Genomic DNA, 24,908 nt, shown 5'->3' on the forward strand with positions numbered 1-24,908 from the left:
ACCATAAGGAAGCCGGAGGCCGGTTCCCCCTGTGTGGAGCCCGGTCGACCAGGCAAATCCGGAGGGGACAACCGTGGCAACGCACGTCGCTGACGCGAGCGCGAACATTCCATACACGCAGACCGTGTCGCGTTCCTTCGCGTGGATTGTTTTCGCACTGACTTTTGGCCTTTTGATTTCCGACTACATGTCGCGGCAGGTGTTGAATGCCGTCTTTCCGGTGCTCAAGGCCGAATGGGGCCTGTCCGACACGCAACTCGGATCCCTGAACAGCATCGTCGCCCTGCTCGTCGGGCTCCTGAGCTTCCCGCTGTCGGTCCTGGCCGACCGCTGGGGACGGGTTCGCAGCATCGTGCTGATGGCGGGCCTGTGGAGCCTTGCCACCCTGGCCTGTGCGTTGGCCGAAGGCTTTGGCCAGATGTTCGCCGCGCGCTTCTTCGTCGGAGTCGGCGAAGCGGCGTATGGCAGCGTGGGCATCGCCCTGATCCTGAGCGTCTTTCCGCCGCACCTGCGTTCCTCGCTCACGGGCGCCTTCATGGCCGGCGGCGCGGTGGGCTCGGTGATGGGCATGGCGCTGGGCGGGGTCGTATCGACGCACCTGGGCTGGCGCTGGGCCTTCGGCGCGATGGCCCTGTTAGGCCTCGCGCTCGTCATCCTCTACGCCCTGATCGTCACCGAGACCCGCCTGTCCGCAGGAAACAACGGGAGCTCCCCGGCACACAAGATCGGAGCTTCAGGGCGTTGCGCCCCTCCGTCCCTGCGCAACCTGTTCTCCGCGCTGTTCTCGTCGATCTCGGTCGTCTGTGCCTATGTCGGCAGCGGCCTGCAACTCTTCACCATGGCGTCGATGATCGCGTGGCTGCCAAGCTACGCCAACCGCTACTACGGGCTGCCGCCCGACAAGGCGGGCCTTGCGGCGGCGGCCTTCGTCCTCATCGGTGCGGTCGGCATGACCACTTGCGGCATCATCACCGACCGCCTCAGCCGCGATCACGCCGTGCGCAAATGGCTGATCGCGATCGTCTATTCGGTCACCTCCTGCGTCCTGCTGGTTGCGGGCTTCCTGCTACCGGCGGGTCCGCTGCAGTTCGTGGTCATAGGCTTGGGCATGTTCTTCGTCGCCGGAACCACCGGTCCCGCAGGTGCGATGGTCGCCAATCTGACCCACACGTCGATCCATGCAACGGCTTTCGCCACACTGACGCTCGCGAACAACCTCCTGGGACTGGCGCCAGGCCCGTTCGTCACGGGGATGCTTGCCGACCGCATCGGCCTGCTCTCCGCGATGCAACTGATACCGCTCGTCGCCCTGTCCGCCTCGGTCGCCTTCGGAATCGGCTATTGCCATTACGGGGCGGATCTCATGCGGATCCGCGCGCGGCATGCCGCCCAGCGCCTGCAGTGAGGAATCGAAGCGCAATACTCGTGGCTGACTGGCACGCTTATTTGGGGTATACGACTCCGCACTTGTCATCCACGAGGTATTCCGCTTGCACGATCCGATACCTTCCCTTATTCCCGATCGCACGCTTCGCCAATGAGCGTGGGGATCGGGCTGATCGTCGGTCTGGTGCTGGGGCTGACGGGGGCGGGCGGCTCGATCTTCGCCGTGCCGCTGCTGATGGCTGGACTCGGTTATTCGATTACCCAGGCCGCGACCGTTTCATTGCTGGCCGTTGCAATATCGGCGGGGGTCGGGACCGCGATGGCATGGAAGCGCAGTTACGTGCGCTATCGCGCAGCCTCGTTGATGGCGGCAGTCGGCGCCCTGTTCGCACCACTGGGCATCGGGGTCGCGGACCGCATGTCACAGACGAACCTGACACTGATCTTCGCTCTGGTGCTTGCCGTGGTCGCTGTGCGCATGTTCCACACCGCGACGGTATCGAGGGACGACGCCACCGTCGTGCGCTCGGCAGTGGCGGGTGAAGGCCAGTCCTCCATCGGCAGAGTCGGCCGTGTGCATGCAAGGACCGGCCGGCTGATCTGGACTCGCCCGGTTGCCATCATCGTGTCCCTGATCGGCGCTGTAACCGGTTTTTTTTCTGGGCTGCTGGGGGTTGGCGGGGGATTCATCATCGTTCCCGCGATCCGTGCGACATTGCCGCTGTCGATGCATTCTGCAGTCGCAACCTCGTTGATGGCGATCGCGCTCACCAGCTCGCTCACCTTTGTCGGAGGCATCCTGCAGGGACGGCCCGCGCCCCTGGCGACCGCCCTGCCCTTTGTCGCAGGCGCGGTTCTCGGCATGATCCTGGGACGCAGGGTGGCCCCCCTGATCTCCGGCCCTGCGCTACAGCAGGGATTCGCCATCACGGCCGGGATCATTGCGGTCGTGATGGCCCTCAAATCCTGGTCGGCGCTGTGAAGGAGCCGGACCTAGGGGCCGCATTTTCCGCATCCGCTGACGATCCACGGCAAACCGTCGAAACGCCAACCGTTAACTTCACCGCGTCGAAGCGTAGGCCCGACATCACCCTCGCAGCCATACAAGACAGTGGCTACGTTCGAGAAACCGGCTTCTTCGAGCGCTCCACCCGCCGCCACCGAGCGGTCCCCTGTCCGGCAGATCAACACCACGGGGCGATCGTGCCGACCGCCGACCATCCGCGTGACCTCGGCGATGAAGCCGGGATTGACCTCCCAGCCCGGCCCGTCATTCCATGACACTTGCTGCGCACCGACCGGATGACCGGCGAAACGGTATTCCATTTCGCTGCGACAGTCGATGAACAATGCGTCGGAATGGTCGCGCAGGTACTGCGCGGCTTCCTTCGGATAAAGATGCTTCACCGCTACCCCCCATCGTCGATTGGGCCATCCGCCACGCACGGGGATATGCCCCCGACCGGAGCCGTTGAACGCCCTGGGTAATGCCCCCCGCCCCCGAAAGCCCTGCCCATAATGCGGAGACGATGGGCTTCTCCTCTTGCCGGATGGGGACGAGGGTTTGACATTTCGCGACACGCCGATGAACTGAAACGACGTCGGTACCGCCCGCATGGCTCCCGGCAAGGTCATGACGTCACCCCGGCAGCTCACACCTTGAAGGCGCCTACGGCCTCGCGCAGCGAGAGGGCCATGGTCTGCAGTTCCTGGGCGACGTCTTCGGCCCGCATCGCGGAGGCGGCGTTGCCCTCGCTCATCCGCACCACGCGTTCGACCTGACGGGAGATCTCCTCCGACGATGCCGAGTGCTCGCGCAAGGCCAGCGAAATGTCATTGACGGCCTCGGAAAGCTGGCGGGTGTTGGACTGGATCGCAATGATGCGCTCGGCCGCCTGATTGGCATGCGTCTGCCCGTCCCTGACCTTGCCCCCGACGGTCGCCATGTCGCTATTCACATTGCCTGCGAGCCGCTGCATCGCAAGCACCATGCCGCCGATGTCTTCGGTGGCGATGCGCGTCCGCTCGGCCAGTCCGCGCACCTCATCGGCAACGACCGCGAAGCCGCGCCCTGCTTCGCCCGCCCGGGCGGCCTCGATCGCCGCGTTGAGCGCGAGCAGGTTCGTCTGGTCCGCGACCTCCTTGATGAGCTGAACGATGGCCGAGATCCGCGTGGAATGGGTGCCGAGTTCCTGGACAGTGGCTTCCGCCTCGCGTACGCGGTCGGAAATGTGTCCCACCTCGACCGCCGTCTGCGCGATGATGGCTGCGCCCTCGTCGGCGGCCGTTCCGGCCCCGTGCGAACAATCGACCGCGTCGCCCGACGACTGGGCGATGTGGCCGATGCTGACGGTCATCTGCTCGACGGCGGCGGCCATCGCAGCCGCAGAGTCGGTCTGCTGGCGCGAGGCTTCGGCCACCTCCTCGGCCGCGCCCAACGTCGTGTCGGCGGCCGTGCGGATGCCTTCCGCATTGCGCAGCACGAGCGTGAGAAGCGTGCGCACCGAACCGAGCAGGCTGTTGAACGCCCGCGAAGTGTCGGCGATCTCGTCCTTTCCGTCGAACTCGACGTTCAGCGTGAAGTCCCTGCGTTCCGCGACGGTCGCCATGGTCTTGCGGAGCTTGTCCAGCGAACCGGTGATGCCGCGCACCGTGAAGAAGATCAGCAAGGCCAGCCCAGCCGCCGCCGCGAGCGATACCAGGGCGATCGCCCCCTGCGCGCTGCTTCGGGCTGTTTCTGCCGATTCCTTTATCAGTTGGGCATTGGCCTTCACGAGCGCGTTCAGCTGGTCCATCTCGGTTTCGGTGCGCTCCCACACCGCGCCGACGCGATCGTCGATCATCTGGAAGCGCTGCATCACGTTCAGCACCTGATCCCAGGTCTGCGCGCTCGCCATCTCCTCGAGGAGCGGCACGACGGGTTCGAACGTGTCGTCGAACTCCTTCAAGCGCTCCTCGACCGCGGCCCATTGCCTGGCTTCATCATCGCTCTTCGGCAGGGCAACGTAGCTCGAGAGGGCATGATGCGCATGGTTTTCGGCCTCGGTTCGCCGCCCGATCACCGAACGCGCCAGATCGTTCGCCTCGGTGATGCCATCCTGGCGCAACTGTTCGGCAGCGAAGCGCTCGGGACGCCACGTTGCGATGTCGCGCGTCACGAGCAGGGACTTCGCTTGCCACATGCGCATTTCTGCCATCAGGACCACCGCTGGCGCGCTGCGATCGGTAATTTCCTTCAGCGCGCCGGCCAGGTGACTGACCGAGAACCACCCCACCGCGCCGATCACCGCCAGATTGAACAGCGAGAAGGCCGCCATCGACCAGAGCTTGGCCCTGATCGTGATCCGGTCCAGGCGGAAACGCAGCGAAGGCATCATGCTGCGCGTGCCCACGTTGTTCAAGGCGAGCTCCTGACCGTGCATACGTTGTTCCGGCAAGATGATTTTGGAGAAAATCATTCTCCAGTATTGGCATTGGCTTGCCCCCCCACTTGCATGGGGGGGCTCGTCACACGGTTCGGGCGACGTCGGGCAGGGTGCTTACAACACCTCGAAGATCCCCGCTGCGCCCATGAGGGTGCCGATGCACATCGTGACCATGCCGTAGCGCTTGCCGGTGCGGCGCATGCCATGCACGAGGGTAGCGGTGCGGATCGCGCCGGTCGCGCCCAGCGGATGGCCCAGCGCGATCGCGCCGCCCTGGGGGTTCACCTTCGCCGGGTCGATGTCGAGGCTGCGCATCACGGCGAGCGCCTGCGCGGCGAAGGCCTCGTTGAGTTCGAACCAGTCGATGGCGGCAAGAGTGAGGCCTGCGGCCTTCAACGCGCGCGGGATCGCCTCAACCGAGCCGATGCCCATCATCTCGGGCGGAACGCCGGCGACCGCGAAGCTGACGAAGCGCGCGAGGGGCTCGACGTTGTAACGCTTGAGTGCGGCCCCGCTCATCAGCACCACCGACCCGGCCCCGTCCGACATCTGCGACGCGTTGCCGGCCGTGACCGAGCTCTTCGCGGCGAACTCGGGGCGAAGTTTGCCGAGCTGTTCAGGGGTCGTGCCCGCGCGCGGGCCTTCGTCGTTGCGGCACAGGCGTTCGACGCGCTTCACGATTCTGTCGGCGCCCGGCAGATATTCGGTCACTGCATAGGGCGTGATCTCGGTGTCGAAATGCCCCGCTGCCATCGCGGCAAGTGCCTTGGCGTGGCTCGCCGCGGCGAAGGCGTCCTGGGCGGCACCCGACACTTTCCAGCGATCGGCCACCCGCTCGGCCGTGAGGCCCATGCCGTAGGCGAGCGCGACGTGCTCGTCCTGCATCCATTTGGGGTTGGCCGAGTAGCTCGTGCCGAACATCTGCGGCATCGCGCTCATCGACTCGACGCCGGCTCCGATCGCGACGTCGGCCTCGCCCAGACGGATGCGGTCGGCCGCCATCGCGACCGCGTTGAGCCCCGAGGAACAGTAGCGGTTGATCGTGATCGCGGGCACGCTGTCGGGCAGCCCGGCCATCAGCACCCCGAGGCGCGCGAGGTTCATGCCCTGATCGCCTTCGGGGATCGCACAGCCGACATACACGTCGCCAATCTCATGCGGATCGAGTTGCGGCACCTGCGCGACGCTCGCCCGCAGCACATGGGCGAGCATGTCGTCCGGGCGGACGTTCCTGAACATGCCGTGGCGTTTGGCAACCGGCGCACGGGTGGCGGACACCAGATAGGCATCCTTGAGATTCCATGTCATTGCGATGCGTCTCCGATCAGTTGCGCAGGGGCTCGCCGCTGTCCAGCATGTTCCGGATGCGCGCCGGGGTTCCCGGGCCGCGGGCGAGCGCGACGAATTGCTGGCGTTCGACGTCGAGCAGCCACATCACGCCGATGCGGTTCGCGACAAAGCTGGGAGCGTCCTTCGCCCGCGCCACGCCCTTGCCGAGGCGCGAGACGAGCCATGGCTCGAGTCGGTCGAGCACCCTGGGGCGCGTCGCCGGTGCCGTGATCAATTCGACGAGCGGCACGTAGCGAGGGGATTGAAGAAATGTACGCCGCAGAAGTCCGCACGCTTGTCCGAAGGTTCAAGCGGCAGCCCGCGAGGGGCCGCGCAGAGGGATAAAAAGGGAGGTGTCCGAATCCCGGAGAGAGAGGAGTAGATGTGGTCTGGTGGACACCCCCGCAAAACGGTCGCCTTTTGGCAAGGCGGGAGAGGCGTGTGTCGGTCCCGTGGCGTCAGCCGAAATTCATCGCCTTCAGTTCGTCCGAAATCGCGAAACGCGCCTTCGTCTGCGCCCTGAGGTCTTCCACCGTGACGCCCGGCGCGTGCTCGATCAGCACGAATTCGCCGTGCGTGATGCGGAACACCGCGAGTTCTGTGACGACCATCGCCACCCGTCCCTTCGCAGTCAGCGGCAGCGTGCAGCGGTCGAGGATGCGCGGCTCGCCCTCCTTCGTGCAGTGCTCCATCGCGACGATGACCTTGCGCGCGCCGGTGACGAGGTCCATCGCGCCGCCCATGCCCGGCACCATCTTGCCGGGCACCATCCAGTTCGCGAGATTGCCCTCCTCATCCACCTGCAGCCCGCCCAGCACGGTGACGTCGACGTGGCCGCCACGGATCAGCGCGAAGGACATGGCGCTGTCGAACATCGCCGCACCGGGCATCAGCCCGCAGGGCTGGCCACCGGCATTGACGACACCCGGCAGCGGTTCGCCGTCGAGCGGCGCGAGGCCCAGGAAACCGTTTTCCGACTGCAAGGTGATGTGCATCCCCGCGGGCAGATAGCGCGGGACCAAGGTAGGCAGGCCGATGCCCAGATTGACGACGTAACCTTCGTGAAACTCCTGCGCGACGCGGCGCGCGATCACTTCCTTTGCCTGCATGTTCATTGCCTCCGCGCGAGGACGATCTTGTCCACCAGCGCCGCCGGGGTCATCACATGGTCGGGGTCGATCTCGCCGATCTCGACGATCTCATCGACTTCCGCGATCACGAGATCCGCGGCCAGCGCCATGATCGGGTTGAAGTTGCGCGCCGCCCGCTCGTACACGAGGTTGCCGGCGCGATCGGCCCGCTTCGCCTTCAGGATCGCGACATCGGCCCTCAGCGGCAGCTCGACGAGAAAGGTCTTGCCATCGACGACCATCTTCGCCTTCCCCTCCTCCACGACGGTGCCGACACCGGTCGGCGTGAGCACGCCGCCGAGCCCTGCGCCACCGCAGCGGATGCGCTCCGCGAGGGTGCCTTGCGGCACGAGGTCGACGTCCAGCTCACCCGCGATCATCTTCTTGCCCACCACGGGATTCGTGCCGATGTGCGACACGACGACCTTGCGCACATGGCCATCGGAGATGAGCGGACCCACCCCCGTCTCCGGGGCGGCGGTGTCGTTGCCGATGAGGGTCAGGTTCTTCCTGCCCTGTTCGCGCAGCACCGACACCAGGCCTTCGGGCGTTCCCACACCGATGAAGCCGCCGAACATGACGCTCATCCCGTCATGGAAGAGCGGTCCCACGTCGGACCAATCCACCTGCTTGTCCAAAGCCATTTTTCTGTGTCTCCTCGATGCGGACGAAGATGTCCCCTCCCGGCCCGTCGGGCGGGCCGGGGGTCACCGTCTGCCAATGATTGTTTTTCGCGTTGCGCCGCGCGGGATCCGCTCAGCGCATCAACAGCAGCCCGCCCAGGATCAGCGCGGCCAGGAAGACCGTGTTCGCGGTGAGCATCACCACCGGTCGCCACCCGAGCGCGGCGAGCTGCTGGAACGAGGTCTTCACTCCCAGCGCCGCGATCGCCACGACCAGGCACCAGCGCGACAGGCTCGATGCCGCGTCGGTCACCGGCTTGGGGATGAAGCCGAGGCTGTTCACCACCACCAGCACCGCAAAGCCGACGAGGAAGCCCGGCAGCACCGGCGGCTTCTTGCCCGTTGCCGTGCCGTCGCGAAACAGCACCGACACCACCGCCACCACCGGCAACAGCATCGCCACGCGGAAGAGCTTCACGAAGACTGCCCCGTCGCCGACCTCGGGCGAGAGGATGTAGCCGGCCGCCACTACCTGCGCGACGTCGTGGATCGTGCCGCCGAGGAAGACCGCCGCCGCATTCGCATCCAGCCCGAAGGCCTTCACCAGCGACGGATACACCACCATCGCCACCGTCGAGAGCGCCGTCACCCCCACCACCGTGAAGAGCGTGAAGCGCTGGTTCGCCTCGTTCTTCGGCAGCACCGCCGAGATCGCCAGTGCCGCCGACGCCCCGCAGATCGCCACCGCGCCGCCGGTGAGCACCCCTTCGGTGCCGGGACGGCCGAGCAGGCGCCCGACGAGTGCGCCGAAGAGGATGGTCGCGAGCACCCCGCCCGCCACCATCGCAATCGACTGCGCCCCGAGGCCCGCCAACTGCTCCGCGGTGATGCGCGCGCCCAGCAGCGCCACACCGAAGCGCAGCACCTGGCGCGAGGCGAACTCGATGCCGCGGTGGATCTTCTCGCCCTCCGCGGCAAAGTTGAACGCCATGCCGAAGAACAGCGCATACAACAGCTGCGGCCCGCCCTGGTGCTCGGCGACGAAGCTCGCCGCCAGGGCGATCGTGATCGCCGTCAGCACGCCCGGCCACAGTTGCGACCACGCCGGGAAACTGAATATCGTCATTGCACGCATGTGAACGCTCATCGATCGGTTCCGCCTCTGTTATCGCGTTGCCAGGCCGAGCACCGGCATCGCCCCCACACGCTGCACGCCTTTCGGGCTCCTGAGCAGGAAGTGCGACAGGGCCGGGATCAGGATCAGCGCCCCGACCATGTTCCACACGAACATGAAGGTCAGCAGGATCCCCATGTCGGCCTGGAACTTGATCGGCGACCAGATCCACGTCACCACCCCCGCCGCGAGCGTCACCCCCACCAGCGCGACCACCTTGCCGGTGAATTGAATCGAGCGCCGATAGGCGTCCGCGAGCGAGGCCCCTGCGCGCTGCTGCGCGAGCTGAATGGAGAGCAGATACAGCGCGTAATCGACGCCGATCCCCACCCCCAGCGCGATCACCGGCAAGGTGCCGACCTTCACGCCGATCCCCAGCACCACCATCAGCGCCTCGCACAGGATGGACGTCACCACCAGCGGCACCACCGCCACCACCACCGCGCGCCAGTTGCGGAAGGTGATGAAGCACAGCACGATCACCGCCCCATACACGTAGAAGAGCATCGTGCGGTTGGCTTCCTTCACCACGATGTTGGTCGCCGCCTCGATGCCGGCGCTGCCCGCCGCGAGCAGGAACGCTCGCTCGGGCGTGCTGTGCGCCTCGGCGAAGCCCGCCGCCGCCGCCACCACGCGGTCGAGCGTCTCGGCGCGGTGGTCGGTGAGGTAGGCGATCACCGGCATCACCGAGCAGTCGTTGTTGAAGAGATCGGGGTTATTCACCGAGGCCTGCTGCGCGCCGTAGTTGAGCACGTCCTGGTTGCGCGCGAGCGTCACCCACTTGGGGTTGCCCTCGTAGGAGCCGGCGGTGATCTGGCGCACCGCGTCACCGAGGAAGACGGTCGTCTGCACGCCGGGCACCTGCTGCAGGGTCCACGCGAGGCGGTCGGCCTCGATGAGCGTGTCGTACTTGAGGCAGCCTTCGGCCGCGGTCTTCACGATCACCGCGAACTGGTCACTGGAGAGCGAGTAGTTGGCGGTGATGAAGGCGTTGTCGCGGTTGTAGCGCGAGTCGGCGCGAAGCTCGGGCGCGCCCGGTTCGAGGTCGCCGATCTTGAGCTGCAGGCTGACGACGAAGCCCGCCACGGTGAGCACGACCGACACCGCGATCGCGCCGATCGCCCAGCGCCGCTCGGTGAAGCGTTCGAGCCAGGCCCACAGTCCGGTGCTCGCGCTCGATTCGGCCTTGAGGCTGCGTTGGGCAGCGGTAGCACTGACGCCGGTATAGGACAGCAGCACCGGCAGCAGGATCAGGTTGGTGAAGATGAGCACTGCCACGCCGATGCTCGCCGAGAGCGCGAGCGACTGGATCACCGGGATGTCGATCACCATCAGCACGGCGAAGCCCACGGCGTCCGCGACCAGCGCCGTCATGCCGGCGAGGAAGAGACGACGGAAGGTGAAGCGCGCCGCGATCAGGCGGTGCGTGCCGCGGGCGATGTCCTGCACGATGCCGTTCATCTTCTGCGCGCCGTGCGACACCCCGATGGCAAAGATCAGGAAGGGCACGAGGATCGAGAACGGATCGAGTGCGAAGCCGAGGCCGGCAATCAGCCCCAACTGCCACACCACCGCCACCACCGAGCAGGCCACCACCAGCGCGGTGCTGCGGGCGCAGCGCGTATAGGCGAAGATCACGATGATGGCGATCAGCGCGGCGATCGCGAAGTAGGTCATCACCTGGCTCACGCCGTCGATGAGATCGCCCACGAGCTTGGCGAAGCCGATGATGTGGATGTTGACCGCGGGTATGGCCTGTCCGCCGCCCTGCTCGAACTTCGTACGGATGTTGTCCTCGAGGGTCGCGGACAGCGCGCGGTAGTCGATCGGCGCACCGGTGGCCGGATCCTTGTCGAGCAGCGGCACGAAGATCATGCTGGACTTGAAGTCGTTGCCGACGAAGCGTCCGACGATGCCCGCGCGCGCGATGTTGAGCTTCAGGGCTTCGGTGGCCTTCGGCGAGCCGTCGTAGGCGTCGGGCATCACCGGGCCGCCCTGGAAGCCTTCCTCGGTCACTTCGGTCCAGCGCACCGAAGGCGTCCATAGCGACTTCACCCACGCGCGGTCCACCCCGGGGGTGAGGATCAGCTCATCGTTGATCTTCTTCAGCGTGTCCTGGTAGGCCGGGTCGAAGATGTCGCCTTCGCGGCTGGCCACCACCACGCGCAGCACGTTGCCCAGGCCACGCAGTTCATTGCGGTTGTCCAGGTAGTTCTGGATGTAGGGTTGGCTTTGCGGCAGCATGCTTTCGAAACTGGCGTTCAGATGCAGTTTCGTCGCGGCCACCAGCGCCAGCGCCACGGTGACGAACGCACACAGCACCATCACCGCGAGGCGGTGGTTGAAGATCATGCGTTCGAGGGCATTGCCCGAGTTGCGATCGAACTCGGCAAGGGAGCGCACCACCGGAGCCCGGTCGTGCGAGTCGTGTGCGACGGCCATCGCGTCGGTCTCCTGTTAGCGAAGGGGCTGGACGCGCACGCCGCGGGCACCCGCGACGACCACCGCATCCGTGCCGAGGGCGTGCACCGCCGAAGCCGGCGTGGCGCGCTCGAGCTTCACGGGCGAGAAACGCTCGCCGCCATCCTGGCTCACGAGGATGCGCCCGGCCTGGCTGGCGAGCAGCACGCCGCCCTCGCCCAGCGCGGCGCCGGCCGTGAGCCCCTCCTGCACCCCGGTCTCCACTTTGTGCCAGGTGGCGCCGCGGTCGGTGCTGCGGTACGCGTTGCCGCGCAGGCCGAAGACGATGACGGCGCTGTTCGTGCCGGTCACGCCGAAGTAGCTGCCCGGGTACGGGGTGGCGACGCGCGTAAAGCGTCCGGCCGCCGCGTCGAGGCGCAGCACGAGGCCCTGTTCGCCCACGACATACACGTCGCCGGCGGCGCCGCGGATGCCGTAGAGGTGCAGCGCCTGCGGGTTGTCGGTGCGGTCGAGCCACGGCGTCCAGCGCTTGCCACCGTCGGTGGTGCGCAGGATCAGGTTGAAGGCGCCCACGACGAAGCCGTTGCGCTCATCGCTGAACCACACGTCGAGGAAGGGGTTCTCCGCGCCCTGCGCGGCGAAGCGCTCGGCCTCGACGATCCACGCCGCCTCGCCCTTGGCCTTGTAGTGCGCGAGCATCACTTCGCCCAGCGCCCGGCCGTCAAGCTGCTTGGTCCAGCTCGCACCGGCATCGCTCGTCGCGAGCACCACGCCGTCGTGGCCCACCGCCCAGCCCTGCTGCGGCGTCGGGAAGCTCACCGCGACGAGGTCCGAGCTCACCGGCACTTTCGCCTGGCGCCAGCTCCGGCCCTGGTCGTCGGAGTACACGACGTGGCCGCGCTGGCCCACGCCGACCACCCGCGACCCCGCCTGCGCAAGGCCGTTGATCAGGCCCTTCGTCGCCAGCTCGCTCGCCATCGCCGGCACGTCGAGCACGTCCTGGAAGCCCGCGGCGGCGGGGGCCGCGGCCGGCATCAGCAGCGCGAGCGCGAGCGCTGCGCCACCGAATCGATGCACATTCATGGTCTCTTTCCTCGGTCGGGGGCGGAAGCGAGGCACGGCCTGCGCCGCACCCCGCTCCCGGGGACGAGATTTATTATGGTTTTAGCGGATGCCCGAGCCGGCGAGCGAGTCGGGTGACCAGTCGCGGTCGGTGAGCGGCTTGGTCTGGCGCATGCCGCCGGTCTCGGCGGCGAAGCCGGTCAGCGAGTAGATGCCCGCCACGAGGTCGTAGTGGCCGAACATGTCGGTGTAGGGCGCGGGCAGGTCGTAGCTCGGGGCCATGTAGGCGAAGCCCGCGCGGTAGAGCTGGCCACGGGCGTCGTACTGGTCGGAGGCGAGCGCCGCCCACGAGTCCTCGTCGAGGTAGAAGGTGCGCTTGCTATACACGTGGCGCTTGCCTTCGCGCAGCGTCGCTTCCACCACCCACACGCGGTGCAGCTCCCAGCGCACGAGATCCGGGTTGAGGTGGTTGGGTTTGAGCAGATCGTCCTGCTTCGCCTGGTACACCGCGGTGTAGGCGTTGTACGGCACGATCATCTCCTTCTTGCCCACGAGCTTGAAGTCGAAGCGGTCCATCGAGCCGATGAAGATGAAGATGTCGTCGAAGGTGTTGCCGCCGGCCGTGCCCGGGTTGGGGGTGTCGTGCGAGAGGTCCGGGGCGACTTTTACGCGCCGCTGACCCGGCAGGTAGGTCCACGCACGCCGGTCCTTGGTGCCGATGTCGAGCGGATCGACGATCAGGAGCGCCTCGCCCGCGCGCCGCGCGGGGCCCGTGTAGGTGTTCTTGATGCGCCAGTAGGTCTCGGCCGAGCTCTTCGACGCATCCCAGAACGGGTACTCCTGCACGTTCACGCCTTCGGTGGCGAGCGTGGTGCGCCCGGCCGCATCGACGTTGAGGTTGCGGTACTTCACCTCGTAGGCCTGGCCGTTGTAGCGCACGAGGTGGTTCCACATCGCTTCATAACCCGTCTTGGGGATCGGGAAGGGGAAGCCGGCGTGCGCGCCTTCGATCGAGCGCCCGTCGTTGTTGGTCTTGGCCTGCGTGGCCGTCTTGAGCGTGTTGTCGGCGACGAACTTGGGGAAGGCGACGCTGCGGTGCGTCGGATAGACGTCGACGCGGAAGCTGGGGTACTTCTGCAGCAGCGCCTTGGTGCCTTCGGTGAGCTTGTCGGCGTGCTGCGCCAGGTTCTTGGCGTCGATCACGAGGCGCGGCTTCTCGTTGGCGAAGGGGTTGGGGCGGATGCCGTCGCCCGCCTTGAAGCCCGCCGGGGCCGTGGTGAGCCCGCCGGTGTACTCGGGGATGGTGCCGTCCTTGTTGCCGGCCTTCTCGGCGCCGACCGCGGTGAGCGTGGTGCCGAGCTTCTTCGCCTCTTCGGGCGTGATCGCGGCCACCGCCGCGCCGCTCAGGGCCAGCGCGAGTGCGGCCGACAGCAGGGTTTGCGTGAGTCTCATGGGGGTCCTCCTCCTCAGAAGGTCGTCTTCAGTGTCAGGCTCACGAAGCCGCGGTCCTGCAGCAGCGTGGTGAAGCCGTTTTGTGTGGTGAGCGCGGTGCCGTTGTCGCGGTACTTGCCGAAGTAGTCGATGTACTTGAGATCGATGCGGTACTTCTGGAACACGTCCGCCGAGAGCCCGACGCTGTAGTTGCCGTTGCCTTCGTTGCCGCCGAACACCGTCGGGGCGTTGCCCGAGAGGCCCACCGACACCGCCAGCGGCGCCGACAGATCCACCCCGGGCAGCACCTGGTACCAGGTCGGGGTGAAGGCGAGCGCGAGGCCGAAGAAGTCCTTGGTCGTGCAGCCGTCCCACTTGTCGCGGCCGGCACAGGGGGCGAAGCCGGTGGCGTAGAAGAGGCGTTCGCCGCTACGCACCTTGTCCCATTTGGCCCAGGTGAGCTCGGCCGCCCAGCTCGCGGCATCGAACGCCGGGGTCTCGGAGACGAGCCCCAGCACGTTCACGAGCCCGTGGAAGGTGTCGCCACGCGGGCCGCTGGTGTCGCCCCGATCGGGTAGCCCCGTGGTCGAGATGCCCAGCACCTGCGAGTTGAGCGGGGTGTTGCGGCGGTAGGAGAGTTCGGCGCCGACGCTCACGCCGCCGATGTTCTTGGCCAGGCTCACGCCGAAGAGGTCGATGTCGTCGGCGTAGATGAGGTTGTAGCGGGAGACGCCCGGGCCGACCCGCGTGAGGAAGGTCTGCGGCAGCTTGTCGGCGTAGCGGCGGTAGTAGAAGCCGAGCGTGCCGTCGAGCGCTTCGGGCGACCAGCGCAGCGACACGCCGTATTCGCCGGACTGCCTGGGCTCGACCGGCTTGCCGTTGGCGGCGAAGCCCAGCCCGCGGCTGATGAACTGGCGGTCGGGGCCGTTGAAGGCGAAGTCGACCGGGCCGAGGTAGGTGCCCCCTTCGGGGTAGCGGTAGGCTTCCCATTCCATGAAGTACTGCGCCGACACCGACAGCGTGTCGGTGAGCTGGGCCTGGCCCGAGAGCTGGTTGAGCGGGCGGAAGAGTTCCTTCGCTTCGGCGCCGGGGGTCGCGAAACCCTTCTGCAGGTCGAGCGGCATCTGCGCGTAGGAGACGCTGTGCAGCGCGCCGCCGAGGAACAGCGATTCACCCCAGAACACCGTGTGACGGCCCGCCTTCAGGCGCACCGGCACGCTCGCGGCGTCGAAGTTGGCGAACACGAAGGCGTCGAGCAGCTCGCCCGAGGGGCCGGCGTAGTAGCGCTTGGTGTAGCGGCTGTACTCATGGTCCCGGTAGCTCGGAATGGCCGCGAACGGGGCGTTCGGGTTCGATTCGCTCTTGTCGCCGTAGGCCGCGTCGACCCACGCCGCGCCGCTCACGCGAAAGCCGGTCTTGCCCTGGTACACCACGTCGAGCTCGGACAAGAGGTCGAGGCGGTTGGCCACCAGATCGCCCCGGTCGAAGCTGTACGTACCCTCGTCGGTGAGCGCCGAGTTGGCAAACTTGCTGTTGCGCGACTCCACCCGCGAGGCGATGTTGTAGCGCACGGTGTTGTCCCAACGAACCTGCAGGTCCGCGTTCCCCGTGTCAAGCTCGAACGCCTGTGCGGTGCCGCTCAGGGCCAGCGTCGCTGCGGCGACGGCCAGCGCCATCTTCCTGCGCGCCGGAGCCGAACCTTGTCTCCTCATATTCATCGTCTGCTGCCCCTCTTTTATCGTTGGCTTGAGCTGCTTCTCTGTCCGGTCACTGTATTCCGGATGATGTTCATTGTGCGCACCGGGGAGCCTACCCTTCCCCCCAGCGACGGGGGGTAAGGGGGGTGTGGGGGGTAGCGCTCGGGGGGTGAAAAAAACCGGGGGGCCCGAACGCCCCCCACAGTGCTGCCTATTGGCGACGGAAATCAGGCAGTCCGCTCGCGCAGAACCTTCTTGTTGATCTTGCCGACGCTGGTCTTCGGAATTTCCGCGACGAATACGATGCGTTCGGCATCCGGCACCGCGTACTTGCTGATGCGATTCGACTCCACGAGCCCCAGCAGATGGAGGCGGATCGCCTCCACATCGACGGTCACCCCGGGCTTGCACACCACGTAGGCCATCGGGCGCTCACCCCATTTCTCGTCGCGCACGCCCACCACAGCCGACTCCTGGACGCCCGGCACCTCGCCGATCAACCCCTCGACCTCGATCGACGACACCCACTCGCCGCCGGTCTTGATCACATCCTTGATGCGATCGACGATCTGCACGAAGCCGTCCGGCCGCACCACCGCAACGTCCTGCGTGTGCAGGTAGCCCCCCGCCCACAGCTCCTCGGACGCCTCCGGTTTCTTGAAATAGCCCTGCGTCAGGAAGGGCGCGCGCAGCACGATCTCGCCCTGCGTCTTGCCGTCGCGCGGCACGTCGTTCATGTCGGCATCGACCACGCGGAAGTCCACCAGCGGCACAGGCCGACCCGTCAGGCAGCGCAGATGCACCTCCTCGCCCAGATCCGCCGTTACGTCGTCAGCCGACAGCTGAGCGAGCGCCACCACCGGCCCCGTCTCCGACATCCCGTAGCCCGCGAACACATCGATGCCCCGCTCCACTGCCGCGCGGCACAGCACCGGCGACAGCGCCGAACCGCCGATGATGATCTTCCAGCCGGAAAGATCCTGATCCGCCCCGGACGGCGCCTGCAGCAGCATCTGCAGGATCGTCGGCACGCAATGAGAGAAGGTCACCCTCTCCTCGCGCTGTAGCTTCAACAGCAGGTCCGGCACGTAGCGCCCCGGCAGCACCGTCCGCAGGCCCAGCAGCATCGCGATGTAGGGCACGCCCCACGCCAGCACGTGGAACATCGGCGTGATCGGCATGTACACGTCATCGCGATGCAGCCGCTGCCCCTCTGGCTGCGAAGTCAGGCTCAGGGCCGTGCCCAGCGTGTGCATCACGATCTGGCGGTGGCTGTAGCACACCCCCTTGGGGTCGCCCGTCGTGCCGGTCGTGTAGAAAGTCGCCGCCTTCGTGTTCTCGTCGAAATCGCGGAATTCGAAATCCGCCGACGCCGCCTCCACCAGCGCCTCGTACTCACCCGCAAAGGAGAGCGACGTCGCCGGCACCGCCTGCCCGTCGGCCATCACCACGATCTGCCGCACGTTCTTCAATTCGGGCTTCAGCTGCTCGAGCAGCGGCACGAAGTCCGCATGCACCAGCACCACCTCCGCCTCGGAATCGTTGAGCGTGTAGGCGATCTGCTGCGGCGACAGGCGCACGTTCACGGTGAACATCGTCGCGCCCATCATCGGGATGCCGAAGTAGCTCTCCAGATAGCGATGGCTGTCCCAATCCATCACCGCCACCGTCGTGCCGTGGCGCACACCCAGCGCCGTCAGCGCCGACGCGAGCTTGCCGACGCGCGCGCGGAAATCGCGAAAGGTGTAGCGCATCTCCCCGCGATAGGTGATCTCCTGGTCGCCATGCAGGTTGACCGAATTGAGCAGCAGCTGCTTCACCAGCAGCGGGTAGGTATAGGCCGAAGGCGTGGCGACGATCGTATTGTCCGGCATGGTTGTCTCCGTCATGGTTGTTCGAGATGAAACCGGTGTGCGATCAGCGGATCGGGGCGCAAGATCAGCATAGCCCCTGTACGCGATCGCACAGACTGGAGAAAGCTTATTGAAGGCTTGGCGCGCCCTCCCCCCCTGTGGCGAGGGGGAGCAAGGGCCGGCTCAGGGAAAGCGTGGAGAGCTGTCGGGCGGCCCGCCATCAGCACGCGCGATCCGCCAGCGGCGCACATCGGCACTGTGTATCGAGGCCGACAATTCGAATGAGCCGGGCGTAGAATCTCCGGCGTAACGGCGGCGGAAGATATCAATATATCCATAGGGCAATTGTCCGACAGCAACCGTTGTGGTTGCACACGATATTGTTATTGTCCCGAAGCGAGCGGTATCGGACTTGCCAGCGACGTCTTCCAACCGGAGACCCTCAGGTCGCAACGCCGCCCGACCGGATGGAGCTACTGACAATTGCAGGGGAACCACGATGGGCATCGAAGAGTTCATGCAGGGGTACAAGGCCGCCTGGGAGGCGCGCGACGAAGCGAGATTTGTCGCCCTGTTCACACCCGACGGGGCCTACCACAACACCCCCTTCGCAGTGCAGCGCGGGCCGGCCGAGTTGGCCGCGTACTGGGAGCGCGTGAAACTGCAGGAGGATGTGCAGGTCACCTACGAAGTTCTCGCCAACACCGGAGACTCCGGCATTGCTCACTGGCACACGACCTACCAGGTCGCGTCGGAGGAATTGTTCCAGATCTGGGCGAAGTCGACCGGTACGAACTTGGTCGCCCGCCGCCCCGGAGATCCGTTGCCGCGGATGGTGCTCGACGGAATCCTGCACGCGAAATTCGCGGGCTCGTTGTGCTCCGAAGCCCGCATCTGGTGGCACAGCATGCCGCAAACCTCTTGAGCCACGGGGGGGCAAGCGCCCCGACCGGTGAGGGCTGAGCGCTACTCGGCCCCCTCCAGCAAGCCCAGCAACTGCGCCCGCCGCACCACATGCTTGCGGTTCGCAGCATCGAGCTTGCCGAACAGGTTCTTGAGGTGCCACTTCACGGTTTCCTCGCCGACGCCCATCGCCTGCGCGACCTCCTTGTTGGAGAGGTTGCGCGCGAGGAGTTCGAGCACTTCGCGCTCCTTGGGCGTGAGCACCATGCTCGGAATCGCACGCGGACCGGCGGCGTCACGGGGGGGCGTGGGCGTTGCCGGACGCAGGACGCGGGCCACGGCGATGCTGCGGCCGGGTTCGGGATCGCCGGATACGTCTACGGACAGGCTGCGCGCCCAGTCGGCGATGGCGGGGTGGGCATCGACGAAGACGCGGACGAGCCCGTACGTGTGGGCGAGATCCATGGCTTCCCGCAGCAGCTCGCGGCCGTGTTCGCTCGAACGGTCGAGCACCCAGGCGCGCAGCGCCATGTTCTCGATGTAGGCGCGGCCGAGCTTGAGGCCTTCGGCGAAGGGCGCGGCGCGTTCGAGGGCATCGCGGGCGCTGCGCCAGTCCTGGGCGGCGATGGCGGCGTTGGCGTGGGCCATCGTTCGTTGCAGTTCCACCATGCGCTGCCACACGGGGCCGTGTTTGCCCTCCTCGCGCGCGAGGATGTCGTCGACGCGCTGGGCGAGCGCGCGGCAGGTTTCGGGGCGAAAGCGGCCGGCGTGCATGCGGGCCTGTTCGGCGAGGCTGACGACGCACAGGCGCGGCATGTTGCGCGCGGCGCCGATCGCGAAAAGGGTCTCGAGGAGGTCCAGCGCGCGGTGCTCCACGCCCTGCGCGGCAGCGACGCGGGCGGCCGTGCGGTAGGCGAGCAGCGCGGTTTCGGGGGTGCCGGTGCGTTCCAGCACGTCGAGGCGGTTGGCGAGCAGCGCGGCGGCTTCGTCGACGCGGTCGCGTTCGTAGGCCGCGGCGGCCAGCAGCGAGGCGAGCATGCACGACAGCGGATGGCGACGGCCGAGCGCTTCGTCGGCGTGCACGAGCGCCGGGCGCAGCACCTCTTCGACAAGTCGCACCTGCCCTTCCCACAGGTAGCTCAGGCCGGTGATGAACTCGCCCCAGCGTGCGGAGTAGGCATAGGCGACGCCGTATTCGCCGCGCGGCACCTGCTGCTGGTGACGGCGCGCGAGTGCCGGGTCGCCGCGCAGGATCGCGAGCACCGAAAGGCGGTTGGCATGCATCTGCAGCAGCCGCGGTTCGCGCGCGGGAGGCGCGTCCGCCCAGGGTTCGAAGAGAGCGATGCAGCGGTCGGGCTCGTCGCCGTAATAGGCGGCGCCGCTACCGATGAGCGCGCATTCGTAGCGCAGGCCGAGGTCGACGTCCGCCCCCTCGAGGATGCGCGCGACGAGGCGTTCGGCCGCGTCGTGGCGTTCGCTCAGCGCGAGCACCCAGGCGGCGGCGAGGCGTAGCCGCGGGCGCTTGTCGAGTTCGGCTTCGGGCAGCAGTTCCACCCAGTCGAGCACCATGCCGACCTGGCCCTGCAGCGCGGCTTCGTAGAGGCACTGCTCGGCGAGGCCGAAGGCGACGTCGCGCTCGCCCGCCGCGAGCGCGTGGCGGGCGGCCTCCTCGAGCATTCCGTGGGCTTCGAGCCAGCGCATCGCGCGGGTGTGCACGTCCGCCTGTTCGGCTGCGGGCAGTTCGGCAAGGCGGGCCCGCAGGGCGTCGCGGGCGAGCGTGTGCAGGCGCACCCATTCGCCGTCGTCGCCGACGGCGAAGATGGGAATGTCGCGCATCAGCCGCGCCATGCGTTCGGCCGCATCGGCAACGCCGGTGAGCGCGCCGCACAGGTCGGGGTGCAGCATGTCGACAACCGAGATGCGCATGAGGAAGGCCGCGTCGTCGGGCGCGAGCTTGGCGAGCAGGCCGCCGAGGAGCTGGTCCTGGCGGCTGCCGGCGCGTGCCGCCAGGGCATCGACGACGAGGCGCGGGTCGCCGCCGCTTTCGAGAGCCGCGAGCGCGAGCTGCAGGCCCAGCGGCCAGCCTTCGATGATCTCGTGGATGCGCGCGCAGGTGTCGGTGTCGACCTTGGTACCGAAGCGGTTGCGCACGAGGTCGAGCGTCTCGTCGAGACGGAAACGCAGCGATTCCGCGCCGAGGAGGACGCAATAGCCGTAGGAGCACAGGTCCGCGACCTCGTGCTCGAAGCCGCTGCGCGCGGCGACGACGAGGCGCAGGTTGGGCGGCGCGTTGTGCAGCAGGTAGGAAAGCAACGCGAAGGAGGCTTCGGGCAGGCGCTCCGCCTCGTCCACCATCAGCACAAGGTCGAGCGAGGTCTGAGCGACTTCGGCGAGCCAGGCGGTGACGCCTTCGAGCTCGCTCGCCGACGCCCCGGCGCCCTCGATCAGGATACGGCCGAAGGCGGGCCGGCCGCAGCCCGAGCGCACGGCCTGCACGAGGCTCTGCAGCAGGCGCTGCGGGTCGGTATGTTCGTCGACCGAGATCCACGCGACCGCCGCGCCGCGCGCGAGGATCTCGCGCCGCCACTGCGCGAGCAGCGAGGTCTTGCCGAAGCCCGGCGGGGCCTGCACGACGACCACCTGCCGGTCGCGGAACTGTTCTTCGTCGAGACTGAGCCGGGGGCGCAGCAGCAGATGGCGCGGCGCGCGAGGCGGCGTGGTCTTGAGAACGAGTTCCGGCAGCGCGGCAGCGCCGATCGCAGAGGTCATGGGCGTCCCGACAGGTTTGGATCCGGCTCATACGCCACGGCGTTCGCTCCTCCGGATAGCGGAGAGCACCGCACAGGGCGCCATTGCAGCTTATACCCACGCTCCGGCGAGGGGTGGGCAATTATAGGCACACCCCCCGTGGGGGGCCTCCCCCCCTTATACGAGGGGGGTGGCCCTTGGGCCCCCTCTCTACCATCCGTTTCAAGTCATCCCCCATGCGAGGAGAAGCGGATGCAATACGTCGATGTCTGCGCAGTGGAAAACATCGCCCCGGGCGACTCGCTGGCCGTGCGTGCCGGCGGTCGCGACCTTGCGCTGTTCAATGTCGATGGCGTGGTGCATGCGATCGAAAACGCATGCCGTCATGCCGGCGCGGCACTCGCGGGCGGAAAGCTGTGCGGCCGCATTGTCGCCTGCCCGGCCCACGGATGGAAGTACGACGTCACGACGGGCGCGCTCCTCGTGGCCCCCGAGATTTCGGTACAGAAATATCCGGTCGAAATTGTCGACGGCAGGGTGCGCGTCGCGCCCGACAGCGCCGCCTGAGTCCCCACCCGCCCAGCCTCCAGGAGTAGCCATGTATCGCCATCTGCTCGTGCCCATCGACGGTACCGATCTCGCGACCGAAACCGTCAGCAACGCCGTCGAATTCGCCCGCAGCCTCGGTGCCCGCATCACCTTCTTCCACGCGCAGCCGAACCATGCGGCGGCGTTCGGGGGCGAATCCGAGATCGTGCGCCTGACCTCGCCGGCCGACTTCGCCTACGCCTACCAGGGGCGCGCCCGCGAACTGCTGGCGAAGGCCGAATCGGCGGCGCGGGCGCTCGGTGTGCCGTGCGATTCCTCCACCGCAGTCAGCGATTCGCCCTGGCGCGCGATCATCGCCGCGGCACAGGATTCCGGCTGCGACCTGATCTACATGGCTTCGCACGGACGGCGCAGCAGCATCGGCATGATGCTGGGTTCGCAGACGCTGAAAGTGCTGGTGAATGCGGGCATCCCGGTGCTGGTCGCAGCGACGTCGAGCCCGCCCGCCACCTCGCAGGCGATCGGCATCATCCGCGACGAACACCGTTCGCTCGCCGCGGTGCTGCACGCCTGGCTGCACCTGCTGGAAACGGATGGCAGCCCGACCGAGGGCTCGCGCGACGAACTGATGCGCGCGATGCTTCACTACATCAAGGCCTTCCCGGTCGCGCTGCACCACCCGAAGGAAGAGGACTACCTGTTCCGCAAGCTGCGCGAACGCACCTCGCAGTGCAACGCCGAACTGGACGAACTGGAGCGCCAGCACGAGCGCGACCTGCAACTGGTGGATGCACTGGCCGAAGCGGTGGACCGCCATACGGCCGGCGAGGCAGACCTCGCGAGCGTGAAGGAAGCGGTGAGCCGCTACGCGCTCTTCATCTGGGAGCACATGGGGCGCGAGGAAGGCGTGATCCTGCCCGCCGCGCAGCGCTACCTCACTCAGGAGGACTGGGACGAGATCAACGCAGCCTTCTCCGAAAACTGCGATCCGCGCTTCGGTCGCGACACCGACGCGGAATTCAAGCGGCTGTTCTCGCGCATCGTGAATCTCGCGCCCTCGCCCGCGAAGCAATAAAGAGCTTTACTTAAAACATACCGCGGCCGCACTTCGCGCCGCAGCAAGGAGCACACAGCATGGCCAATGCGATTCGAATCCACGAGACCGGCGCGCCGGAAGTGATGCGCTGGGAATCCGTCGAAGTCGGTGCCCCCGGCCCGGGCCAGGTCCGCCTGCGCCACGAGGCCGTCGGCCTGAACTTCGCCGACACCTATTTCCGCACCGGCCTGTATCCGATCCCGATGCCCAACGGCCTCGGCGTCGAGGCCGCGGGCGTGGTCGAGGCGGTCGGCGAAGGCGTGACGAACGTCACCGAAGGCGACCGCGTCACCTACACCGGCTTCGTGAATACCCTCGGCGCCTACAGCACCGCACGCCTCATCCCCGCCGCGCCGCTGATCAAGCTGCCGGACGCGATCTCGTGCGAGACGGCCGCGGCGATGACGATGCGCGGCCTGACCTCGGCCTACCTGATGCGCCGCATCTGGCCGCTGCAGGCGGGCGACACGATCCTGCTGCATGCGGCGGCGGGTGGCGTCGGGCTGATCGTATGCCAGTGGGCGAAGCTGCTGGGTCTCACCGTGATCGGCACGGTGTCGAGCGAGGAGAAGGCGGAGATCGTCCGTGCGCACGGCTGCGACCACGTGATTTTCTACCGTCGCGAGGACGTCGCGGCGCGGGTACGCGAAATCACCAACGGCGCCGGCGTCTCGGTGGTGTTCGACAGCGTCGGCAAGACGACCTTCGAGGGCTCGCTCGCCTCACTCAAGCGCCGTGGCCTGATGGTGTGCTTCGGCACCGCGTCCGGCCCGATCGATGCCTTCAACCCGCAACTGCTGGCGATGAAGGGTTCGCTCTACCTGACCCGCCCCGCGCTGGCCGACTACATCGCCACCCCGGAAGAACGCGACGCGCTCGCCGGCGAGCTCTTCGACCACGTCGCCGCCGGCCGCATCAGGATCGAGATCAACCAGCGCTATGCGCTGCAGGACGCCGTGCAGGCGCACCACGACATGGAAGCCGGCAGGACGATCGGCTCGTCGATCTTCACGGTCTGAACGAATACAAGAAAAGTCGTCCCGCAGAGAGATAACGAGAACCCACGGACACACAGGAGACAGGTTTCATGAATCAGACGACCCAGGACAGACCCGCAGCGCCGGCCTTCGTGCGGCCAAGCGTGCTGAACAGCTCGGTCAAGTTCGAGCCGCTCACCGCCAGCATTGGCGCCGAGCTGGTCAACGTAAACCTCGGCGACGCCTCGCGCGACCCGGCGCTGTTCGCCGAGATCAAGGCCCTGCTGCTCGAATACAAGGTGCTGTTCCTGCGCGATCAGGACATCACCCGCGCCGAGCATGTCGCCTTCGCCGAGCGTTTCGGCAGGCTCGAAGACCACCCCGTGGCCGGCAGCCACCCGGAACACCCCGGCCTCGTGCAGATCTACAAGTCGCCCGACCAGCCGATGGACCGCTACGAGAACGCCTGGCACACCGACGCCACCTGGCGCGAGGCGCCGCCGATGGGCTGCGTGCTGCGCTGCGTCGAGTGCCCGCCGGTGGGCGGCGACACGATGTGGGCCAACATGGTGCTCGCCTACGAGCGCCTGCCCGAGGACATCAAGGCGAAAATCGAGCACCTGCGCGCCCGCCACAGCATCGAGGCGAGCTTCGGCGCGGCGATGCCGATCGAGAAGCGCCTGGCGCTGAAGGCCCAGTACCCGGACCCCGAACACCCGGTGGTGCGCCTGCATCCCGAGACCGGCGAGAAGGTGCTGTTCGTGAACGCCTTCACGACCCACTTCACCAACTTCCACACCCCGGCCAACGTGCGCTTCGGCCAGGACTACGCCCCGGGCGCGTCCGAGCTGATGCAGTACCTGGTCCGCCAGGCCTTCGTCCCCGAGTACCAGGTGCGCTGGCGCTGGAAGCCCAACAGCATGGCGATCTGGGACAACCGCAGCACCCAGCACTACGCCGTCATGGACTACGCGCCCTGCCATCGCAAGATGGAACGCGCCGGCATCATCGGCGACAAGCCCTACGGCCTCGAAGGCCCCGGCGCCTGAAGCGCGCCGACACGAATCCCCCAATCGCTACCCATCCCCGCAAGGAGCACCTGAC

At 67.2% G+C, this 24,908-nt stretch carries 20 protein-coding genes; 7 read left to right on the forward strand and 13 right to left on the reverse strand.

Annotated elements, in window-relative coordinates:
• Window positions 1-73 precede the first annotated feature (73 nt).
• Window positions 74-1,405 (forward strand): MFS transporter, encoded by a 1,332-nt coding sequence (locus ToN1_RS01720; protein WP_169208946.1) that lies wholly within the window; start codon window positions 74-76, stop codon window positions 1,403-1,405.
• Between the two features lie 132 nt (window positions 1,406-1,537).
• On the forward strand, window positions 1,538-2,368 hold the full coding sequence (locus ToN1_RS01725) for a sulfite exporter TauE/SafE family protein (RefSeq protein WP_210147973.1): 831 nt from the start codon (window positions 1,538-1,540) through the stop codon (window positions 2,366-2,368).
• 11 nt (window positions 2,369-2,379) lie between these two features.
• Here the strand turns inward: ToN1_RS01725 and ToN1_RS01730 are convergent, their stop codons facing one another.
• From ToN1_RS01730 to ToN1_RS01785, 12 genes are all read right to left on the reverse strand, one after another.
• A complete protein-coding gene (locus ToN1_RS01730; protein ID WP_169208782.1) occupies window positions 2,380-2,793 on the reverse strand; it encodes a rhodanese-like domain-containing protein in 414 nt (137 codons plus the stop codon).
• A gap of 245 nt (window positions 2,794-3,038) precedes the next feature.
• Window positions 3,039-4,808, reverse strand: coding sequence for a methyl-accepting chemotaxis protein (locus tag ToN1_RS01735; RefSeq protein ID WP_169208783.1), 1,770 nt, complete (start codon window positions 4,806-4,808; stop codon window positions 3,039-3,041).
• A 117-nt stretch (window positions 4,809-4,925) separates the two neighbouring features.
• Entirely contained in the window at window positions 4,926-6,119 is a 1,194-nt protein-coding gene (locus ToN1_RS01740) for an acetyl-CoA C-acyltransferase (protein WP_169208784.1), read from the reverse strand.
• A gap of 16 nt (window positions 6,120-6,135) precedes the next feature.
• On the reverse strand, window positions 6,136-6,345 hold the full coding sequence (locus ToN1_RS24990; RefSeq protein ID WP_210147974.1) for a hypothetical protein: 210 nt from the start codon (window positions 6,343-6,345) through the stop codon (window positions 6,136-6,138).
• Between the two features lie 253 nt (window positions 6,346-6,598).
• Window positions 6,599-7,255: a 3-oxoacid CoA-transferase subunit B gene (locus ToN1_RS01750; RefSeq protein WP_280516662.1), complete on the reverse strand. Its 657-nt coding sequence runs from the start codon at window positions 7,253-7,255 to the stop codon at window positions 6,599-6,601.
• On the reverse strand, window positions 7,252-7,914 hold the full coding sequence (gene atoD / locus ToN1_RS01755; protein ID WP_169208785.1) for an acetate CoA-transferase subunit alpha: 663 nt from the start codon (window positions 7,912-7,914) through the stop codon (window positions 7,252-7,254). Before atoD ends, ToN1_RS01750 begins: the two co-directional genes overlap by 4 nt.
• A 112-nt stretch (window positions 7,915-8,026) precedes the next feature.
• A complete protein-coding gene (locus ToN1_RS01760; protein ID WP_210147975.1) occupies window positions 8,027-9,040 on the reverse strand; it encodes a YeiH family protein in 1,014 nt (337 codons plus the stop codon).
• Window positions 9,041-9,058: 18 nt separating this feature from the next.
• On the reverse strand, window positions 9,059-11,509 hold the full coding sequence (locus tag ToN1_RS01765) for an efflux RND transporter permease subunit (RefSeq protein WP_210147976.1): 2,451 nt from the start codon (window positions 11,507-11,509) through the stop codon (window positions 9,059-9,061).
• Between the two features lie 15 nt (window positions 11,510-11,524).
• Window positions 11,525-12,571, reverse strand: coding sequence for a WD40/YVTN/BNR-like repeat-containing protein (locus ToN1_RS01770; RefSeq protein WP_210147977.1), 1,047 nt, complete (start codon window positions 12,569-12,571; stop codon window positions 11,525-11,527).
• An 81-nt stretch (window positions 12,572-12,652) separates the two neighbouring features.
• Window positions 12,653-14,002 carry a DUF1329 domain-containing protein gene (locus ToN1_RS01775; RefSeq protein WP_210147978.1) on the reverse strand — a complete coding sequence of 450 codons (1,350 nt, stop codon included), beginning with the start codon at window positions 14,000-14,002 and terminating at the stop codon, window positions 12,653-12,655.
• A gap of 14 nt (window positions 14,003-14,016) precedes the next feature.
• Window positions 14,017-15,693 (reverse strand): DUF1302 domain-containing protein, encoded by a 1,677-nt coding sequence (locus ToN1_RS01780; protein ID WP_244860938.1) that lies wholly within the window; start codon window positions 15,691-15,693, stop codon window positions 14,017-14,019.
• A gap of 212 nt (window positions 15,694-15,905) precedes the next feature.
• On the reverse strand, window positions 15,906-17,552 hold the full coding sequence (locus ToN1_RS01785) for a fatty acid--CoA ligase (RefSeq protein ID WP_169208483.1): 1,647 nt from the start codon (window positions 17,550-17,552) through the stop codon (window positions 15,906-15,908).
• 478 nt (window positions 17,553-18,030) lie between these two features.
• Here ToN1_RS01785 and ToN1_RS01790 point away from each other — a divergent pair, with 478 nt between their 5' ends.
• Entirely contained in the window at window positions 18,031-18,456 is a 426-nt protein-coding gene (locus ToN1_RS01790; RefSeq protein ID WP_169208484.1) for a nuclear transport factor 2 family protein, read from the forward strand.
• 41 nt (window positions 18,457-18,497) lie between these two features.
• Here the strand turns inward: ToN1_RS01790 and ToN1_RS01795 are convergent, their stop codons facing one another.
• On the reverse strand, window positions 18,498-21,203 hold the full coding sequence (locus ToN1_RS01795; protein WP_169208485.1) for a winged helix-turn-helix domain-containing protein: 2,706 nt from the start codon (window positions 21,201-21,203) through the stop codon (window positions 18,498-18,500).
• A gap of 231 nt (window positions 21,204-21,434) precedes the next feature.
• On the opposite strand from ToN1_RS01795, the gene ToN1_RS01800 reads away from it, so the two are divergent.
• The 4 genes from ToN1_RS01800 (at window position 21,435) to ToN1_RS01815 (ending at window position 24,853) form a co-directional block, all read left to right on the forward strand.
• Window positions 21,435-21,749 carry a Rieske (2Fe-2S) protein gene (locus ToN1_RS01800; RefSeq protein ID WP_169208486.1) on the forward strand — a complete coding sequence of 105 codons (315 nt, stop codon included), beginning with the start codon at window positions 21,435-21,437 and terminating at the stop codon, window positions 21,747-21,749.
• 31 nt (window positions 21,750-21,780) lie between these two features.
• The gene (locus ToN1_RS01805; protein ID WP_169208487.1) at window positions 21,781-22,806 is read left to right on the forward strand and encodes a universal stress protein; all 1,026 of its coding nucleotides are present in this window, start codon (window positions 21,781-21,783) and stop codon (window positions 22,804-22,806) included.
• A 59-nt stretch (window positions 22,807-22,865) separates the two neighbouring features.
• Window positions 22,866-23,846 (forward strand): quinone oxidoreductase family protein, encoded by a 981-nt coding sequence (locus ToN1_RS01810; RefSeq protein WP_169208488.1) that lies wholly within the window; start codon window positions 22,866-22,868, stop codon window positions 23,844-23,846.
• A 68-nt stretch (window positions 23,847-23,914) separates the two neighbouring features.
• The gene (locus ToN1_RS01815) at window positions 23,915-24,853 is read left to right on the forward strand and encodes a TauD/TfdA dioxygenase family protein (protein WP_210147980.1); all 939 of its coding nucleotides are present in this window, start codon (window positions 23,915-23,917) and stop codon (window positions 24,851-24,853) included.
• The last annotated feature ends 55 nt before the right edge of the window (window positions 24,854-24,908 follow it).

Source organism: Aromatoleum petrolei (assembly GCF_017894385.1).
GTDB lineage: Bacteria > Pseudomonadota > Gammaproteobacteria > Burkholderiales > Rhodocyclaceae > Aromatoleum > Aromatoleum petrolei.